Genomic DNA, 17,893 nt, shown 5'->3' on the forward strand with positions numbered 1-17,893 from the left:
CAGGACGAGCAGCCGCACCCGACCCGTCGCGGCTGCCGTGACCGACGTAGGTCGCCAGCGAAAGCACAACGAGGACAACGTCCTCGTGAAGTCCGAGCTCGGCCTCTTCGTCGTGGCGGACGGCATGGGCGGGCACAACGCGGGCAACGTCGCCAGCGCGCTCGCGACCAAATCGCTCGACAACTTCTTCGAGGCGACCCGTGCCGGCAGCCTGCCAGGCCCCGTCCCCGCCGACGAGCAGGAGCTCGATCCGGAAGCACGGCGCATCGTCGCGGCGATCCGCAAGGCGAACCACGATGTGTTCGTCATCTCGAACACCTACACCCAGCACCAGGGCATGGGCTCGACGGTGGTCGCCGCCTACGTGTCGTGCGAAACGGAGCAGATCCACGTCGGGCACGTCGGCGACAGCCGTTGCTACCGGATCCGACACGGCGAGATCGAGCAGCTCACGAAGGACCACTCGCTCATCAACGACGCCCTCGCGCTCAAGCCCGACCTGAGCCAGGACGAGCTGGCGAGGCTCCCGAAGAACATCATCACACGCGCGCTCGGCATGAAGGACGCCGTGAAGGTCGACATCCGCTCGGAGCAGACCCAGCCCGGCGACGCCTTCCTGCTTTGCTCGGACGGGTTGAGCGGGATGATCTCGGAGCAGCAGATGCTCGATGTGTTCGACATCACCCAGGATCCGCACGAGGCCTGCGAGCTCCTCATCGAGATGGCCAACGAGGCGGGCGGGACCGACAACATCTCGGCGCTGATCGTCCGCATCCAGCTCGACGCGCAGGACGAGCGGCAACCGAACAGCGCCGAGCTCGACGACACCCGGCCCCTCCACGTCGATGAGTTCGGCGACGCGCTTCCGCCCGCGGTGGTCCACGAGGCACAGCTCCCGGTCGAGGAGGTCGATCTCGACGCGGCCGCCTCGTCAGACAGCGAGCGCATCGCGGCCCAGCAGGTCCACTCCATCGCGGACAGCGGCCTGCGGAGCCAGGCCCACAGCGCGCCAGGTACGGTGTCGCGCATGGCCGCCGCGCCGTTCACGGATCGGCGCTCCCGGGCGGCCGCTGGCTCCGGCCGCTACACCGCGGTCACGACGGCGGCGAGGCCTCCCGTGAAGGAAGCCCCTTCATCGAAGCCCGCGAAGCGCCAGACCGAGGTGCGGGTCGCGCGGTGCGCGCACTGCAAGCACGAGCTCTTCATCGGCAACCGGTTCTGCGTCGAGTGTGGCGCCGCCATCAAGCCGTGAGCAGCGCCGCGGGCGCGCGATGCGCGGCGCGCCGTCGGCGTCGACTTGCGCGCCGCCCCGAGCGCCGGTCGCGAGCAGCGGCCGACGCCGCGGGGCCAACGCGGCAGATCACTTGACCGCGAGCAGCTCGACCTCGAAGACGAGGGTCGAGTTCGGCGGGATCACGGGCGGGAAGCCGCGAGCGCCGTAGCCGAGCTCCGGCGGGATCGTCAGCTTGCGGAGGCCGCCGATCTTCATGCCGGCGACCCCCTGATCCCATCCCTTGATCACCTGCCCGGCCCCCAGCTTGAACGAGAAGCCCTGGCCGCGGTCGCGCGAGCTGTCGAACTTGTTGCCGTTGGTCAGCGTGCCGACGTAGTGCACCGTCACGAGCTGGCCGTGCTTCGCCTCGGCGCCTGTGCCTTCCTTGAGGTCCTCGATCCCGAGCTCTGCTTGCATGGTCGACTCCTTTCGGCGCGATGGGAGGAGCGCTGCACGGTCGCGTCAAGCCGAAGCAGCAGATGAGCTCTCCGGACGAGCGCCCGCGAGCGCAAAGACGCTCGGGAAATCGTGGCTCAGCCGCCGAAACCAGGGAACGTGAACACGGGCGCGCCTCCGGTCATCCGCCAGGTGTTGGCGGTCTGCTGGACGACGGGCTGCCGCAGCAGCGGGTGAGGGTGCGTCTGCTCGAAGGCAAAGATGATCGTGGCCGGCGTGAGCTGATCGAGCGACGCGAAGAAGCCGAGCGTGAGCATCGCGCCGCCCTCGGTCCAGCGGTACCCCTGCTGCCGCGCGCCAGCGGAGAGCAGGTTGTTCACGCCCGCCACGTCCGCCGCGATCTCGTTCGGCTGGTTGAAGATGGGGAGCGTGCGCGACAGCATCCGCCCGAGATCTGCGGGCGTGACGCCCCGGCTCCCCCCCTGCCCGTTCGCGCAGCCCGTGTGCCCGAGGTGATGGTGGCCGAGCTCGTGGCCGAGAACGAACGCGAGCTGCTCGTCGTAGAGCTGGCGCTGCCGCTCGACCTTGCGCGCGTCCGTGTGCTGCACCGGATCGACGAAGCCCGCCGGCGGCCGGATGATCGGCTGCCCAGGCCGCTGTCGCTGCGCGAGCATCCGCAGGAACTCGTCGAGCTTCCTCGTGCCGAAGACCTCGTCGGTCGCCTTGAACTGCGCGATCTGCGCCTCTACCTCGAGCAGCCCGTCGGTGATCGCCATGAACGGCATCCGCTGGTCGTCACAGCCGGCGAACGCGTTCACCTCGCCCACCGTCGGATCGGCGATGAACGGGATGCCCCTCACCTTCTGCTGCGCGCCCGCCGGCAGCGCGCCGATCAACGCGCCCATGACGACGCCGGCCTCGGACTGGAGCCAGCCGATGTTGATGTCGTTGATGGGATCGCCGAGCACCGGCAGCCCCGGCATCGTGGGCACATTGAAGGTGGGCGCCGGCACAGGCCCGGTCTGCGCCGGCGGGTACCCGGGCTGCTGCGGGTACCCGGGCTGCTGCGGGTACCCGGGCTGCTGTGGAGGAGCACCCTGCTGGGGCGCGCCGTACGGAGGATACTGGCCGTACGACGGCTGAGACGCAGGCCGGCGCGAGCTGCCTCGCTGACAGCCTGCGACCAGTCCGAGAGCCAGAACGAGGGCGCCGATCGGTCGAAGCAGATTCATCGCCGCGAGCATAGCGCACGGCGAGGGGGTCAACCTGGCCGCGCCGTACGCAAGATCTCGGCGCGGTCGCGGTCGCGGTCCACGGCGCCGCGATGAGCCGAAAGCCGGGCGCCGGGCGTCAGGCGCAAGAGGACCGATGAACAGACACCGTGCCTGGTCTGCCGCAGCCGCCACCCTGTGGATCAGCACCGCCGCGCTCTCGGGCTGCGGCGGCGCCTCCGTAGCGCAAGCCCCCGTGGCGCCGGAGCCCGCCGGTGCGACATCGATGTCGCCGCACAAGGGAAGCTCCGTCGAGACAGCCGATGATGCGCTCGCGGAGCTCGAGCGCGCAGAGGACGAGCTCGATCAGGCGATCGGCGCGCCCGCACAGCGCGACGAGGGCCGAGCCGTGGCGGAAGCGGCGCAGCCGGGAGCGCCACCGCCGACGGCTTCACCGCCGAGTCCGAGCGTACCCGACAGCCGCGCCGCGCCGTCACCGCGAGCGACGGCCGCCGGCGGCGAGCACCCGGCCAAGAAGAGCGAGGCTGAGCCGACCTCCGCGCCGCCGTGCGAAACCGCGTGCCGCGCGCTCGCGTCGATGAGCCGCGCCGCGCAGCACCTCTGCGGGCTCGCCGGTGATGCGGACCAGCGGTGCGATGCCGCACGCACCCGGGTCAAGAGCGCGACAGACCGGGTCGAGGCGCGGTGCCCGCGCTGCGCCGAGCTCTGAGCCTCGACCAGAGACGCACCGCCGACAGCTCCAGCTCGACATGAGCGGTGCTGCGGTCATGCACCGCTGTGCCCACCTCGATGCGGACGGAGAGCGCCTGCTGCTCGGACGACGGCGTCAGGGGCCCGGCGCGAGAAGCTGAAGCAGCCGCACATTTTTGTACATTTCCCCGAGCGAGCCCGCCGCCGCATGGCCGGCCTTCGCGAGCAGCTCGATCTCCTCGGGGCGCACTTCCACCTGCACCGTCAGCCGGCCGGGGCCTGGCTCCACGGCGAGGGTCGCGCGCTTCGCGATCTCGGCGAGCGCCGCCCCGGGCTCCGGGCCAACGAGCGCCTTCAGGGCATCGACGTTCGTGCGCTTCTCCTCGAGGAGCTTCCGGATCTCTTCGGCCGCGTCAGCCGACGCGGCGTCGATCGCGACGGTCACCGAGAGCCCGCCCTTCGTCGAGACGCCGACAGTGACGGCGCGCGGGCCCGTCGAGCCGGTGAGGATCGCGCGGAGGCTCGGCTTGCTCTCGGAAAGGAGGGCGACGCCCAGGAGCGGGCGATCCCACCCGATGTGCGCGAGGCGCGACGTCGCCTCGTCCCGGCTCGCCAGCGACGTCCCGGCCTCCTCGGCGTCGATGCTCGCGCGGATCTCTGGCTCGGCGCCGTACAGCAGGATCGACCCGTTGCGCACGGCGATCGCGTCCTCGCCGGCGCGGAGCAGGTACTTCACGCCTTTGTACTCTGCCTGGACGTAGCTGTGCGTCGCCAGGCGCTCCGCGAGCTTCTGCTCGTTGAAACGCCCGCGCGCGACCACGAGCGACGGGGCGACGACCAGCTTGTCGACGTCGAACCCGAGATCGATCCCCGTCGCCTTCTTGATGTCGTCTCGGGTGCGCTCGATGTGCAGCCGCACCGCGCCCCCTTCCGCGCCGAGCGCCTGCAGGTCGATCTGGTGAGGGTCGACGATCACCACGCCGGGAACGCTGCCTTGGACATATTCGAGCAGCGACTCGTCTCTCGGGAAGGTTGCGGCGCGGAGGTGCGCCACGCCGAAGCCGAGGAGCCCCGTCTGCTGGGCGAGGACGATGATGAGCACGAGGCCGACGAGCACGATGTACTTGGCCTTGCCTCGCTTCTTCGTAGCTCCGGCGACCTGGACCGGCTTCGACGCGCTCTCGGTGCTCATCTGTGCTCGCTGCGCCCTCTCTGGGATGCCGCGCGCCGCCAGGGCCCTGCGGGTACCGCCTCCGCAGAACCGCAAGCGCCGCTCATCGACCCGGGGCGCGCTGCGGCAGAGCATAACCGGAAGCGGGACGCCGGCCAGGCCTTCCGCCGGGGCCGCCGGACGGATAGAACCGACGCGACGTGCCTCGATCCTCGTCCTCCGATGGCGGCGGCGCGCTCGCACAGCCGAGCGATAGCTCCGTGCTGCCCGCCGCCCTCGGCCGCTACCACGTGCAGCGCCTCCTCGGCGAAGGGGCGATGGGGCGCGTGCTGCTGGCGCACGATCCGCTGCTCGATCGCGACGTCGCGCTGAAGCACCTGCGCGACGACCTGCGCATCCCGCGCGACGTCCGCGAGCAGCTGATCGTGAGGATGCGCCACGAAGCGCGCGCCGCCGCCCGGGTGACCCACCCGAACCTCGTCACGCTCCACGACGTCGGCGAGGACCCGGACTTCGGGCTCTACCTCGTCTTCGAGTACGTCGAGGGGCCGACGCTGAAGCAGCACCTCCTCGAGAGGCCGCTCTCGGCGGCGCAGGCGGCGCGCCTCGCGCGCGAGCTCGGCGAGGCGCTCACGATCGCGCACCGGGCAGGCATCGTCCACCGCGACATCAAGCCGGAGAACATCATCCTCTCCGCGAACGGCGGCAAGATCGCCGACTTCGGCATCGCGCGGATCCCGGACTCGACGCTGACGCACCAGGGAGGGCTCATGGGGACGCCCGCGTACAGCGCGCCGGAGACGTTCCGCGTCGGGAAGTTCTCGCCCGAGAGCGATCAGTTCTCGCTCGCCGCCGTGGTGTACGAGGCGATCTCCGGGCGCCGCGCGTTCCCGGGCGACGACGCGGTCTCGGTCGCGTCGAGGATCGCGACCGACGAGCCGCCTCCGATCGCGAAGGAGCTCGGCCTCCCTCCGTCGCTCGATCAGGTGCTCGCGCGCGGGCTGTCGAAGCGACCCGAGGACAGGTACCCGAGCTGCGACGAGTTCGGCGCCGCGTTCGCGAACAGCCTCGAGTGGGCCGCCTCGAGCCAGATGCCGAGGCGGATGCTGGACAGCGCCGTCACGGTGACGCCGTCGCTGTCCGCCGAGCCAGCCGCGGTGCGCGCAGATCCGCTCGACGCCGACTTCCCTCCCCGCGAGCGGAAGGCGGGGCAGATCGCGGTGGGCGCGGCCGTGGTCGTGGCCACGGCCGCGCTGCTCCTCCACACCGCGCTGCGATCTGCTGACGCGCCCGCCGAGGAGCCCGCCGCCGGAGCAGCGCCGATCGCGTCGTCGGCGACAGCGGCGCCACGACCGCGCCCCGTGCCGTCGGCGCGGCCTGCGCGCCCGAAGCACGACCCCGCCGACACAACGGCGCGCGCGACGGTCAGCGCAGAGCCCAGCGCGAGCGCGCCGGGCAGCGCGACGACCTCGCCCGTGCCCACCGCGCTCCCCGACGACGAGCAGGCCGCGGACGCCGGAGCACCGGAGACCGACGACCTCGGCGTGCCAGAGACCACAGAGCCAGGCACGCAGGACGCCGGTGAAGCCGATGCTGCTGCGCGTTGAACGGGTGACATCGCGGATGCGTTGTCACGCGGGAAAAACTCCCGTAAAGGAGCCCGAGTAAGCACCGTCGCTGTCCTGCACGGCCGACGTCTGGCGACTCGCTGGGTCCATCGCAGGCCCCGGAGAAACGCCCTGGAAACACGCCGACCGCCGCGTTAGCGACTGTCTGAATTGCTGTTCTGCCCCTTGAGATCTCCGCGATGACTACCCAGACAAACGGCGACGATCTCCATCTGTCGCTCTACCGAAAGATGTTTCAGATCCGCCGCTTCGAGGAAGAAGCGGCCCGCGCGTACGCGCAGAGCAAGATCGGTGGGTTCCTTCACCTGTACATCGGTCAGGAGCCCATCGCCGTCGGTGCTTCCGCGGCGCTCCGCCCCGACGACTACGTGATGACGACCTACCGCGATCACGGGCTCGCGCTCGCCCGCGGGATGAGCTCGCGCGCCGCGATGGCCGAGCTCTACGGCAAGGTCACCGGGTGCTCGAAGGGGCTCGGCGGCTCGATGCACTTCTTCGACAAAGAGCACAACATGCTCGGCGGCTACGGCATCGTCGGCGGGCACATCCCCATCGCCGTCGGGACGGCGTTCGCGTCGAAGTACCGCGGCGAGGACCGGGTCTCGATGGTGTTCTTCGGCGAGGGCGCGGTGAGCATCGGCGACTTCCACGAAGGGATGTCGCTCGCGGCGCTGTGGAAGCTGCCGATCGTGTTCGTCTGCGAGAACAACGAGTACGCGATGGGGACGCCGCTCTCCCGGACGCTCTCGGTCGAGGACGTCTCGCTGAAGGCGCTCGCCTACGGGATGGAGCGCGATCGCTTCAACTCCGAGCACGTCCTCCAGGTGCGCGATCGCCTCGCCGAGGCCGTCGCGCGGGCGCGCACGCACTCGGAGCCGACGCTGGTCGAGATCAGGACGTACCGCTTCCGGGGCCACTCGATGAGCGATCCCGGCAAGTACCGGACGAAGGAGGAGCTCGAGGAGCGCAAGAAGAAGGACGTGCTCCTTCGCTCTCGCATCGAGCTCGAGGAGAAGGGCCACAAGGCCGCCCTCGAGGCGATCGAGAAAGAGGTGGAAGACGAGATCACCGACGCGATCCGCTTCGCCGAGGAGAGCCCCGAACCCGGGCCCGAGGTGCTCGAGCCCACAACCTATGCAGGACCTTTTGCGCGATGACCGTCCTAAGATTCCGTGAGGCGGTTCGCGCCGCCATGGTCGAAGAAATGGAGCGCGACGAGCGGGTGTACCTCGTCGGCGAGGAGGTCGGGCACTACCAGGGCGCCTACAAGGTGACCGAGGGGATGCTCGACAAGTTCGGGAGCAAGCGCGTGATCGACGCGCCCATCACCGAGAGCGGGTTCACCGGCATCTCGATCGGTGCGGCGATGGTCGGGCTCCGGCCGATCGTCGAGTACATGACGTGGAACTTCTCCGCCGTGGCGTTCGACCAGATCCTCAACAACGCGGCGAAGCTCCGGCAGATGTCCGGCGGGCAGCTCAGCATCCCGCTCGTGCTGCGGGCGCCGAACGGCTCGGCGAAGCAGGTCGGCTCGCAGCACTCGCACTCCATGGAGCACTTCTACGCGCACGTCCCCGGCCTCAAGGTCCTCGCGCCCGCGATGCCGGCGGACGCCAAGGGTCTCCTGAAGTCGGCGATCCGGGACGACAACCCGGTGCTCTTCATGGAGAGCGAGACGCTCTACGGCGTGAAGGGCGAGGTGCCCGATGATCCCGATTTCATCGTGCCGCTCGGGGTCGCCTCGATCGTACGCGAGGGGACCGACGTCTCGATCATCGCGTGGAGCCGGATGGTGCACGTCGCGATCGAGGCGGCCGCGGAGCTGGAGAAGGAGGGCATCAGCGCGGAGATCGTGGACCTGCGATCGCTGCGCCCGCTCGACGAGGAGACGATCGTGAAGAGCGTCACGAAGACGCACCGCGCGGTCGTGGCACACGAGGGCTGGCCGTACGGCGGCGTCGGCGCGGAGATCGCCGATCGCATCCAGCGGCTCGCGTTCGACGAGCTGGACGCGCCCGTGCTGCGCGCGACGACGCTCGACGTCCCGATGCCCTACAACGCGCGGCTGGAGCAGTACGTGATCCCGCAGGCGTCGCGGATCATCGAAAATGTTCACCGCGTTCTCTACAAAAGCTGACTGAGCGGACCCACATCCCCGATCAAGGTTGATAGACCCATGGCGAAGGTTCTGGAACTTCCGAAGCTGTCCCCGACCATGGAGGAGGGGCAGATCAGTGCCTGGCACAAGAAGGAAGGCGACGCGATCGACATCGACGATCTGCTCGCAGAGGTCGAGACCGACAAGGCGACCATGGAGTACAAGTCCTTCGATCGAGGGACGTTGCTCAAGATCCTCGTGCCTGCGGGCAGCGTGGTTCAGCTCGGCCAGCCTGTCGCGATCATCGGCTCCCCGGGCGAGGACGTAAGCGCCCTCGCCGGCGGGGGCGGCGGCGCCCCCGCGCCGAAGCCGAGCGCGGCGGAGGCTCAGCCCAAGGGAGAGCGCGCCGCGCCGCCGGCCGGCAGCGAGGCGCCCGTGACGAGCCCGCCGCCCGCGGCGCGCGGCGAGGCGGTCTCGCCGCCCACGCAGCCGGCAGCGCCGCAGCCGTCGTCGAACGGGCGCGTCAAGGCGTCGCCCTACGTGCGGAAGCTCGGCCGGGAGCGCGGGCTCGATCTCAGCAGCGTCGCGGGCAGCGGTCCGCGCGGGCGCATCGTCGCGCGCGACCTCGATGGGCTGAAGCCGGCGCCGGCCGCCGGGGCGGCCAAGGCGATCGCCCCCGGCGAGCTCGCTGCGCCGGAGGTGCGGCCGCTCAGCATGATGCGCAAGGCGATCGCCCGGCGCCTCACCGAGTCCAAGCAGACGGTCCCGCACTTCTATCTCTCGATCGACGTCGACGCCGATCCGCTGAACGCGCTGCGCGAGCAGATCAACGCGGATCTCGCGGCGACCGCCGCCGAGGGGGAGAAGCCGGCCAAGGTCAGCTTCAACGATCTCCTCGTCAAGGCGTGCGCCATCGCGCTCGTGCGCGTCCCGGAGTGCAACGCGCAGTTCACGCCGGACGCGATCCTCGTTCACCAGCGCGTCGACATCTCGGTCGCTGTTGCCGTCCCCGAAGGCCTCGTCACGCCGGTGGTGCGCGATGTCGATCGCAAGCAGGTCCTCGACATCGCGGCCGAGGTGCGCGAGCTCGCCGGGCGGGCCAAGGCGAAGAAGCTGCGGCCCGAGGAGATGGCGAACGGCACGTTCTCGATCTCGAACCTCGGCATGTACGGGATCGACAACTTCGGCGCCGTCATCAACCCGCCCGAGGGAGCGATCCTCGCCGTGGGCCAGGTCCGTCGCGAGCCCGTCGTGCGCGGCGAGCAGATCGTGCCGGGCCGCCGCCTGAGCATGACGCTCTCCTGCGATCATCGCGTCGTCGACGGCGCGGTCGGCGCGACCTTCCTCAAGGTCCTGCGCCAGCTCCTGGAGCACCCGACGCAGATCCTGATCGGTTAGCTCAGGTCGCCTCGGCGCTGCCCCCGAGGGCGTCGCCGAGGCGCGCCAGATTCCGCGAGAAGATCTGCACGGACGGGTGCGACGGCCCGAGCGCCTTCGTGGCGATCGCCACGGCGCGCTCGATCTGCTGCCACGCGCCCGACAGATCGCCGAGCGCCTGCAAGACGCGCCCGAGGTTGTTCACGATGCTCGCCACGACCGGGTGTTCCGGGCCGTACGTGGCTTGCGCGATGCCGAGCGCGCGCTCCAGCTGCTCGCGCGCCCCGGGCAGCTCGCCGAGCGCTTGCAGCACGCTGCCGAGGTTGTTGCAGCCGATCGCCACCGCCGGGTGGTCCGGGCCGTACGTCGCCTCGGCGATCTTCAGCACGCGCGCGAAGTTCGCGCGCGCACCCTCGAGATCGCCCAGGTCGCGCAGCACGCTGCCGAGGTTGTTGATGTCCCGCGCCACGTCCGGGTGATCCGGCCCGTAGGTGTCCTCGACGATCGCGAGCGCCCGCTCGAAGTCGGCGCGCGCCCCGGCCAGGTCGCCGAGATCGCGCAGCACGCGCCCGCGGTTGTTCAGCGCGAGCGCGAAGCGCGGGTGGTAGAGGCCGTAGCTGTGCTCATCGATCTTGAGCGCCTCCTCGAACTGCTCGCGCGCTCCCTTGAGGTCGCCGAGATCGTGGAGCAACCGACCGAGGTTCGTGCGCCCGATCGCGACCGTCGGGTGGTCCGGACCGTAGGCGCGGATGTCGATCGCGAGCGCCCGCTCCAGGTGCACGCGCGCGCCCGCGAAGTCGCCGAGGTCGCGGAAGAGCGCGCCCAGGTTGTTGAGCCGTATCGCGACGCTCGGATCGTCGGGGCCGTAGGTCGCCTCGTCGATGGCGAGGGCGCGCTCCAGGTGCTTGCGGGCGCCCGGCAGATCGCCCTGATCCATGAGCACGCTTCCGAGGTCGTTCACGTCGCGCGCGACGTCCGGGTGATCGGGGCCGAAGCTCGCGATGTCGATCGCCAGCGCGCGCTCCAGGTGTGCCCGCGCGCCGCCGAGATCGCCGAGGTCGTGGAGGACGCTGCCAAGGCTGCGCAGCACGGCCGCGACCTTCGGATCGTCGTGGCCGAACACCGCCTCGTGGAGCGCGAGCGCCCGCTCAAGGAACCCCTTCGCCTCCGCGAACGCGGCGCGCCCCTGCAGGTAGACGGCGAACCGGGCGAGGAGCCGACCGCGCACCTCCCTCGCGACGTCGTGCGCTTCGGCCTGGCTCGCCGCGGCGAGCGCGTGCGGCAGCCATCGGGCGCAGAAGGGCCACGTCTCCACCTCGTCGCTGCTCTCGGGGAACGCGTGATCGACGAGCCGGACCGCCGCCTCGGCCCACACCTTCCGGTCCTCGGGCGAGAGGCGATCGCGGACCACCGCCTGGACGAGGCGATGCACCGAGAGCGCGCCCTCGTGCACGTCGATGAACGAGTAGCGGCGGAGCGCGGCGACCGCCTCGTCGAGCATCAGCGGATCGCTCAGCGCCTCCGCGAGCGCCGCCGGCAGGTGCGGCGCGGCGTCGGCGAGGCCTTCGCGCGGGATGTCATCGGGCGCCAGGTACGCGCACAGGCTCAAGAGGTCGACCGCGACGGGCGAGAAGCGCTGCGCCTCCTGGAACGCGAGGCCCCAGGTCGTGGCGATCGGCGTCGGGTAGTCCATCGGCATGCCGCGGAGCAAGAGCCCTCGCTGGTGATCACCGAAGGCGGCGTGGTAGGTCGCGATCGACGATCCCGTCTCCTTGATGGTCGCCGCCGCCTGCACCAGCGCGAGGGGGAGATCGCCGAGCGTCTCGGCGAGCTTCTCCGCGGCGCGCGCGTCGCTTTGCCCGGTCCGATCGAGCAGGAACTTCACCGAGTCAGCGCGATCCAGCGCCGGCACGGTGAGCGGCGTGGCGATGCCGCGGAAGCTCGGGTTGCGCGAGGTGATAAGGATGTGCCCGGTGCGCGGGTGCGGGAGGTACGGGGCGACGTCCTGCGGGTCGTTGACGTTGTCGAAGATGAGGAGCCACGTGTCGTTCCGCGACAGCCACGACCGGGCCGCCTCGATCGCGATCCGCTGGTCAGCCTCGTTCTGCTCTGGCAGATCGAGGGCCTCGGCGAGGCGCGCGAAGTCCTCGGCCGCCGTGGCCGGCTCCTCGGCGCGGATCCACCAGACGACGTTGTACTGGCTCGCGTACCGGTGCGCGTACTCGGCGACGAGCTGCGTCTTGCCGACGCCGCCGAGGCCGCTGATGGACTGCGTGAGCGCAGCGGGTCCCCCCGTCGTGAGCGTGCTCCGCAGCTCGCTCAGGAGCTGGTCGCGCCCGGTGAAGCCCGGGTTGCGCGGCGGCAGCTTCTTGATGTGAGGCTCCGCGTCGGGCGAGCTCGACGGTCTTCGAGCGGCCGGCCGCTGCGTCGGCGGCTCCGTCTCGCGGACGGCGCTCCGGATCCCCTTCGCGATCTCCGTGAACGCCTCGCTCTGGTTGGGGTAGCTCGTCACGGGCCGCGCGCGGCTCGGCAGCGGCTGCAGCTTGCCGAGCAGCGTCTTCTCCCAGGCGCAGGGCCGCAGGATCACAGGGATGACCCGGCACTCGCCGGCCTCATGGCGAGCGATCGCGTCCCGCATCTCTGGAGAGAGCCATGCGTCGGTGGAGAGGAAGTCCGCGCTCACGAGCAGCAGCACGACGCGCGCCTCGCGCAGCCTCGCCGCGGTCGCCTCTCGCCGCTCCCTCCCTCCGCCGAGCGCGAAGCCCTGGTAATTCCGGATGACCCCCTGCCGTTTCAGCGCGTCGAGGTGGGTCTCGATCTTGGGCCGCAGGTCCTCGTCCCTCGGAGAGTAGGAGAAGAACACATCGGCGGGGCTCGTCGCCAAGGCAACCATAGTTCCTCTCGCGGGCCTTAAAGTCTCACGACGGACCTGACGCGCAACGAGAATACGCGGTCGGAAAAGACCCAGGAAGAGACGGTAGTTGACGCTGTCGGCGGATACATGCGGGTCGAACCTCCATCGTCTCGTGGGGGGCTTGCCTTACCCCGACTCCGGCTCCGTCCTACCTTCGCGCTCCTCTTCCGTGCTCGGGGAGATCCGGCCGGAAGCCTGAACGATACGGCGCGCCGCTTCCATCCACCGCCGCCGATCGTCCCGCCGCAGCTGGTTGCGGACGACGATCTTCACGAGGCGGTGGACGCTGAGCGCGTGCGGCCGCACCTCGATCAGCGAGTGCAGCCGCAGCATCGCGATGGCGTCGTCGAGCGCGAGCGGATCGTATTCGCCGAGCGACCGCCGAGGGATCGCGTCCATCGGCAGGAACGCGCACAAGCTGAGGAGCTCTGCCGCTGCCTGGTGGCTGAACACGGCCGCGAGCGCGCTCTCCCAGGCGGTCGCGACCGTCACCGGGAAGCTGACGGGGCGCTCCAGGAGCGCGGCCGGCCGCTGCCGGAACAGTGCGAGGTACTCCGCGAGCGGGCGTCCGGTCTCCTCGATGTAAGCGCCGGCCTGCGCCAGGGCGAGCGGCAAATCGCCGAGCTCCTCTGCGAGCGCGTCGGCCGACTCCGCGTCGGTCTCGCCCGTGCGCTGGAGCAGGAAGCGCACCGACTCGGCGCGCTCGATGCCACGGACGCTCACCGTCGTGAGGCCGCGCCAGATAGGGTTCTGCGACGTCGTGAGGATGTGGCCGCCGTGGGAGACGCTCGGGATGTAGGGCTCGACCTCGCTCGGATCGCGCACGCCATCGAAGAGGAGGAGCCAGCGCCCGCGGCGCCCGAGCTTGCTGCGCACCGCGCCGACTGCGCGAGCGGGATCCAGCTGCTCGTGCTCGGGCAGCCTCATCTCCGCGGCGAGCGTGGCGAAGGAGGCGTCCATCGTCGCCTGGCTTTGACCGTCGATCAGAAAGACGGTGTCGTAGGCGCCGGCGTTGCGGTACGCGTACTCGATCGCGAGCTTCGTCTTGCCGGTGCCGCCGAGCCCGCAGAGCGGCGCCACGCCGCGCCTGGCGAGCGTGGCGCCGATCTCGGTGAGCAGATCGTCGCGCGCGGCCAGGTTCCGGCTGGTCGACGCGGGGACGCTCCAGATCCCGGGCGGCGGTGGCACCTCTGAATGGCTCACCGGCTGGGTGCCGGCGTTCGGTGAGCTCAGGAGGGGTTTTGGGTGAGCTGCTCGACCTGCTTTCGGATGCCCTTCGCGATGTCGGTGAATGCCTCGCTCTGGTTGACCCAGCTCGTCACCGGCCGCCCGCCCCGCGGCAAGCTGGCCAGCCTGCCGAACGGCGCGCCCTCCCAGTCGCAGGCGTCGAGGATGACAGGGATGACGCGCGCCTCACCCCGATCGTGGCGCTCGATCGCCTTCTGCATCTCGACGTCGTAGCAGAAGTCCGACGCGAGGAAGTCCGCGCTGATGAGCAGGAGGATGACCTTCGCGGTCTCGAGGTGCTCGGCGAGCGCCGTGTCGCGCTCCTCGCCAGCCCCGATCTCGCCGTCGTGCCAGCCGCGGATGACGCCCTTGCGCTTGAGGATGGCGAGGTGCGTCTCGAGCTTGTCGCGCAGCTCGCGGTTGCTCTCCGAGTACGAGAAGAACACCTCGATCGGGCTCGCCGGGGGCTCGGAGACGCGCTCGCGCCGCGACGCTTCGAGCGCCCCCGTCATCGTGACCGTGTCGTCGTACGCGGCCGAGTCGGGCGGGAGGTCGTACAGCGCGCCGAGCGGCGACGACGAGGGCGGGAGCTCCAGATCGGGGATCGGGGGCGGAAGGATCGAGCGACCGCGCGACGTGATCGCGCGCGGCCGGGGCGCGCACGTGCGCTCGAGGAGCGCGAGCACCCGGTCGTGGCTGCCGTCGGGGGTGTCGTAAGGCAGGAGCAGGAACCCCATGTCCGCGAGCGTCTTGCGGCGGTGAGGCGTCAGGCTCGCGCCCGGGGCGATGACGAAGCGGGGCGGCGGCGAGGCGCCCGAGAGCGCGTGGATGTCCGCCAGCATCTCGTCGAAGTTGCCGTCGGCGCGCCCGAAGCCAATGAAGAGCACGGGGCACCGCGAGAGCACGGTCGTGAGCGACTTGCGCACGTCGGGCGGCGCGATCGACGCAAGGAAGCGCTCGCGCGCGAACACCCAGCTGTGCGGCTCCTTCAGCGTGCCGTGCAGCTTGAGGATGAACCGCCGCCGCCACGCGACCTCGTCCGTGACGCGCCACATGGTGTCCCACTCGAAGCCGAAGGCGCGCTCGAGCAGGTGGTTGAGGTTCGTGGTGAGCACGGCGCGCAGCTTGTCTCGCAGCGCGGCGATCGCGATCGCGATCCGCGGCGGCTCGAGCCCTTCGTCGTCGAGCGCATCCTCGACGAACGCGTTGAACTCCGCTGGGCCGAGCGCTTGCTCCGCCGCGCCCAGCGCCTCGCTGTAGCGCTGCGATCGCGCGAGCGCCGCGACCTCGGCGATCGCCACCTCGTCGCTGGTCTGCTCGCGCACCCTCTCGACGAGCAGGTCGACGAGCTGACGCCACGTCGGCAGCCCGGCCGCGGCCGAGATGCCTCCCCCCACGAAGAGCACGAGCTCTCCGCTCTCGAGCGCCTCATGCAGCGCTTCGATCACCGCGGCGTCGACCTCCGCGCTCACCGTGTTCGCGTTGTCCATAAGGGTTGACATCGAGCCCCTCGAGTCTATCGCTCCTCGCCGCCCAGCGCACTTTTGCGGCGCGTCGCGCGGCGCACCTTCGCCGCACGTCGCGCGGCGAGCGCGACACGCGGAGAGCGCGCGGCGCGGCAAAAGTGCGCCGCGCGGCGCAGGGTCGATTGCTCGACCGGGCGGCCCGCTGCGGTCATGACGTCCCAGACGACGGACCGCCGCCTCGAGCGAAGTCGGAAGAGGCGGAAACAGTCCGCGAGGCTGGAGCATGCTACGTCTCCGACATGCGTCCGGCGGCCCTCTTCACGCTGGCCACGGTGGCCTCGCTCGTCGCCTTCTCTCTGGCCGGCGTGGCCGCTCCACCGCCCCGCGCGCGGCGCGCCCCACGCCTCCCGGCGCGCGCGGAGGCCGCGCTCTCGGCGGGCGCCGAGGGAGAGAGCGCGCGCTCGCCCGCCAGCGTCATCGCGCTGCGCGCGCCCGGCCCGCCTGCCGTCCTCGTGCGCGCGGGGAGCTTCATGATGGGCTCGAGCGAGGTCGAGATCGCGCACGCCGTGACGCTCTGCAAGCTCGAGCCGGCCGGGGAGCTGTGCGTCGACGAGACCGAGGCGAGCTTCGCGAATGAGCTCGTGCCCCACGAGGTGTACCTGTCGGATTTCTGGATCGACCGAACCGAGGTGACCGTCGCGAGCTACCGCCGGTGCGTCTCGGCGGGCGTCTGCGCCGAACCTCCGTATGCCTCCGGCGGGCAGCGGTTCGATCGGCCCGATGTTCCGGTGGTGCTCGTCGCGTGGAGCGACGCGCAGCGCTACTGCGTCTGGGCCGGCGGTCGCCTGCCGACCGAGGCCGAATGGGAGCGGGCGGCGCGGGGCGTGGCTGGGCGCCGCTACCCCTGGGGCCATGTCTACAACCCTTTCCACGCGAACCACGGGAGGCTCTCGTTCGACGAGCTCGACGACGGCGACGGCTTCCTCGAGCTCGCGCCCGTCGGCTCGCTCGTGGCCGGCCGCACCCCCGACGGCATCGACGACCTCGCCGGCAACGTCGAGGAGTGGGTCGCTGATTACTACCATCCCGAGTATCCAAGCGGCAGCGCGAAGAACCCGCGGGGGCCCGACATGGGGGAGGAGCGCGTGCTGCGGGGCGGCAGCTACATCCTGGGTCGGCCCTGGCTGCGCGGCGCCGCGCGAGGGCACGACTCGCCGACCAGCCGCCGCGCGTGGCGCGGCTTCCGCTGCGCGCGCGACGCCTGAGCCGCGGCGGGCGACGCTCGATCCGAGGAGCGCGGCGGTGTGCCGCCGCGCGGGCCGAGGCGCGCGGCGGTTGGCCGCCGCGCCGGAAGAGCCCATACTGCGCCCGTGAGGATCGCGCACCTCTCTGACTTGCACCTCCTCTCCCTCGAGGGGGCTGTCCCGTTCCGGCTGCTGAACAAGCGTCTCACGGGCTACCTCAACCTCCGCTTCCGGCGCCACGCCATCCACAAGCCGCACGCGGTGCACGCAGCGGCGCGGGAGATACGGCGGCTCGGCGTGGACCACGTCGTCATCACCGGCGACGTCTCGAACCTCGCGCTCGAACGAGAGTTCGTCCTCGTCCGCAACTTCTTGCAGGGCGATCTCGGTCTTCCGCCCGAGCGGGTGAGCATCGTCCCGGGGAACCACGACGCGTACACGAAGGGCGCGCACCGCTCGCAGCGCTTCTCTCAGTACTTCGCTCCGTACCTGCGCTCCGACCTCGTCCTCGACGCGCCTGGGAAGAGCGACGACGGTGGGGCCACCCGCGATGGCGGAGGCTCGGCGTTCCCCTTCGTGCACCTGCGCGGGCCGGTCGCGATCATCGGCCTCTCGACCGCCTGGCCGCGTCCCCCGCTGGTGGCATCGGGGCGGCTCGGCCCGGTCCAGCTGCGCGCGCTCGAGCGAGCGCTAGCGCACCCGGAGGTGCGGCGGCGAACGCCGGTCGTGCTCCAGCACCACCCCTTCCATAACCCGGCGAGCCGGGCGAAGACCTTGCTGGAAGGCCTGGGTGATGCCGCGGCCGAGGGGCGGCTGCTGCGGCAGGTGCGCCGCGGCTTGCTGCTGCACGGGCACCTGCACCGGCGCATTCACCGCAAGCTGCACACCGAGCGGGGTCACATCGACGCCGTGGGCGCCACCAGCGCTTCGCTCCTTCACGACAGCGATGAACGGATGGCCGGGTTCAATGTCTACGAGATCGACGACGCGGGGACGATCGGGGGCATCACGTCGCACCGCTTCGTCCCGGGTCAAGACGCGTTCCGCGAGGTCCCGGTCCCCGAGCGATGAGCCCGCCGCGCGCTCGGCCCTCTGCCGAGCGCCCCACCGGAGCCGCGCGCAAACCATCCGTCGCACGCAGGACCCTCCAAGCGGGCGCGCGATGTTCGGGGCTCGG

At 70.9% G+C, this 17,893-nt stretch carries 14 protein-coding genes; 8 read left to right on the forward strand and 6 right to left on the reverse strand.

The window, feature by feature from the left end; translation table 11 throughout:
* Positions 1–37: 37 nt before the first annotated feature.
* Positions 38–1,252, forward strand: coding sequence for a Stp1/IreP family PP2C-type Ser/Thr phosphatase (locus WME79_RS21410; RefSeq protein ID WP_437538491.1), 1,215 nt, complete (start codon positions 38–40; stop codon positions 1,250–1,252).
* Between the two features lie 108 nt (positions 1,253–1,360).
* Here WME79_RS21410 and WME79_RS21415 read toward each other — a convergent pair whose 3' ends face one another.
* Both WME79_RS21415 and WME79_RS21420 read right to left on the reverse strand, forming a co-directional pair.
* On the reverse strand, positions 1,361–1,690 hold the full coding sequence (locus tag WME79_RS21415; RefSeq protein WP_437538492.1) for an FKBP-type peptidyl-prolyl cis-trans isomerase: 330 nt from the start codon (positions 1,688–1,690) through the stop codon (positions 1,361–1,363).
* Positions 1,691–1,806: 116 nt separating this feature from the next.
* Positions 1,807–2,901, reverse strand: a complete 1,095-nt coding sequence (locus WME79_RS21420; RefSeq protein WP_437538493.1) for a M48 family metalloprotease — start codon at positions 2,899–2,901, stop codon at positions 1,807–1,809.
* Positions 2,902–3,037: 136 nt separating this feature from the next.
* Between WME79_RS21420 and WME79_RS21425 the strand changes: the two genes are divergently transcribed.
* Positions 3,038–3,610, forward strand: a complete 573-nt coding sequence (locus WME79_RS21425; protein WP_437538494.1) for a hypothetical protein — start codon at positions 3,038–3,040, stop codon at positions 3,608–3,610.
* Between the two features lie 117 nt (positions 3,611–3,727).
* On the opposite strand, the gene WME79_RS21430 is transcribed toward WME79_RS21425, so the two are convergent.
* Positions 3,728–4,783 (reverse strand): hypothetical protein, encoded by a 1,056-nt coding sequence (locus WME79_RS21430; RefSeq protein WP_437538495.1) that lies wholly within the window; start codon positions 4,781–4,783, stop codon positions 3,728–3,730.
* A 179-nt stretch (positions 4,784–4,962) separates the two neighbouring features.
* On the opposite strand from WME79_RS21430, the gene WME79_RS21435 reads away from it, so the two are divergent.
* The 4 genes from WME79_RS21435 (at position 4,963) to WME79_RS21450 (ending at position 9,886) form a co-directional block, all read left to right on the forward strand.
* Positions 4,963–6,369, forward strand: coding sequence for a serine/threonine-protein kinase (locus WME79_RS21435; RefSeq protein WP_437538496.1), 1,407 nt, complete (start codon positions 4,963–4,965; stop codon positions 6,367–6,369).
* A 200-nt stretch (positions 6,370–6,569) separates the two neighbouring features.
* On the forward strand, positions 6,570–7,547 hold the full coding sequence (gene pdhA, locus WME79_RS21440; RefSeq protein WP_437538497.1) for a pyruvate dehydrogenase (acetyl-transferring) E1 component subunit alpha: 978 nt from the start codon (positions 6,570–6,572) through the stop codon (positions 7,545–7,547).
* Complete coding sequence (locus tag WME79_RS21445; RefSeq protein ID WP_437538498.1) at positions 7,544–8,527, forward strand: pyruvate dehydrogenase complex E1 component subunit beta; 984 nt, start codon at positions 7,544–7,546, stop codon at positions 8,525–8,527. Before pdhA ends, WME79_RS21445 begins: the two co-directional genes overlap by 4 nt.
* Positions 8,528–8,566: 39 nt before the next feature.
* Entirely contained in the window at positions 8,567–9,886 is a 1,320-nt protein-coding gene (locus WME79_RS21450; RefSeq protein WP_437538499.1) for a pyruvate dehydrogenase complex dihydrolipoamide acetyltransferase, read from the forward strand.
* 1 nt (position 9,887) lies between these two features.
* On the opposite strand, the gene fxsT is transcribed toward WME79_RS21450, so the two are convergent.
* From fxsT to WME79_RS21465, 3 genes are all read right to left on the reverse strand, one after another.
* Positions 9,888–12,758: an FxSxx-COOH system tetratricopeptide repeat protein gene (fxsT, locus tag WME79_RS21455; protein WP_437538500.1), complete on the reverse strand. Its 2,871-nt coding sequence runs from the start codon at positions 12,756–12,758 to the stop codon at positions 9,888–9,890.
* Positions 12,759–12,905: 147 nt separating this feature from the next.
* Positions 12,906–13,982 (reverse strand): ATP/GTP-binding protein, encoded by a 1,077-nt coding sequence (locus WME79_RS21460; RefSeq protein WP_437538501.1) that lies wholly within the window; start codon positions 13,980–13,982, stop codon positions 12,906–12,908.
* Between the two features lie 26 nt (positions 13,983–14,008).
* Positions 14,009–15,508 carry an SIR2 family protein gene (locus tag WME79_RS21465; RefSeq protein WP_437538502.1) on the reverse strand — a complete coding sequence of 500 codons (1,500 nt, stop codon included), beginning with the start codon at positions 15,506–15,508 and terminating at the stop codon, positions 14,009–14,011.
* Positions 15,509–15,771: 263 nt separating this feature from the next.
* Between WME79_RS21465 and WME79_RS21470 the strand changes: the two genes are divergently transcribed.
* Both WME79_RS21470 and WME79_RS21475 read left to right on the forward strand, forming a co-directional pair.
* Complete coding sequence (locus WME79_RS21470; protein WP_437538503.1) at positions 15,772–16,737, forward strand: formylglycine-generating enzyme family protein; 966 nt, start codon at positions 15,772–15,774, stop codon at positions 16,735–16,737.
* A 105-nt stretch (positions 16,738–16,842) separates the two neighbouring features.
* Entirely contained in the window at positions 16,843–17,787 is a 945-nt protein-coding gene (locus WME79_RS21475) for a metallophosphoesterase family protein (protein WP_437538504.1), read from the forward strand.
* Positions 17,788–17,893 lie beyond the last annotated feature (106 nt).

Source organism: Sorangium sp. So ce726, assembly GCF_051521405.1.
Classification (GTDB): domain Bacteria; phylum Myxococcota_A; class Polyangia; order Polyangiales; family Polyangiaceae; genus Sorangium.

Excerpts from the sequence above, each read along its gene's own strand:
- WME79_RS21415 (WP_437538492.1), bottom strand. The coding sequence starts at position 1,690 with ATGCAAGCAGAGCTCGGGATCGAGGACCTCAAGGAAGGCACAGGCGCC.
- WME79_RS21420 (WP_437538493.1), bottom strand. The coding sequence starts at position 2,901 with ATGAATCTGCTTCGACCGATCGGCGCCCTCGTTCTGGCTCTCGGACTG.
- WME79_RS21425 (WP_437538494.1), top strand. The coding sequence starts at position 3,038 with ATGAACAGACACCGTGCCTGGTCTGCCGCAGCCGCCACCCTGTGGATC.
- WME79_RS21430 (WP_437538495.1), bottom strand. The coding sequence starts at position 4,783 with ATGAGCACCGAGAGCGCGTCGAAGCCGGTCCAGGTCGCCGGAGCTACG.
- pdhA (WP_437538497.1), top strand. The coding sequence starts at position 6,570 with ATGACTACCCAGACAAACGGCGACGATCTCCATCTGTCGCTCTACCGA.
- WME79_RS21445 (WP_437538498.1), top strand. The coding sequence starts at position 7,544 with ATGACCGTCCTAAGATTCCGTGAGGCGGTTCGCGCCGCCATGGTCGAA.
- WME79_RS21450 (WP_437538499.1), top strand. The coding sequence starts at position 8,567 with ATGGCGAAGGTTCTGGAACTTCCGAAGCTGTCCCCGACCATGGAGGAG.
- fxsT (WP_437538500.1), bottom strand. The coding sequence starts at position 12,758 with ATGGTTGCCTTGGCGACGAGCCCCGCCGATGTGTTCTTCTCCTACTCT.
- WME79_RS21465 (WP_437538502.1), bottom strand. The coding sequence starts at position 15,508 with ATGTCAACCCTTATGGACAACGCGAACACGGTGAGCGCGGAGGTCGAC.
- WME79_RS21470 (WP_437538503.1), top strand. The coding sequence starts at position 15,772 with ATGCGTCCGGCGGCCCTCTTCACGCTGGCCACGGTGGCCTCGCTCGTC.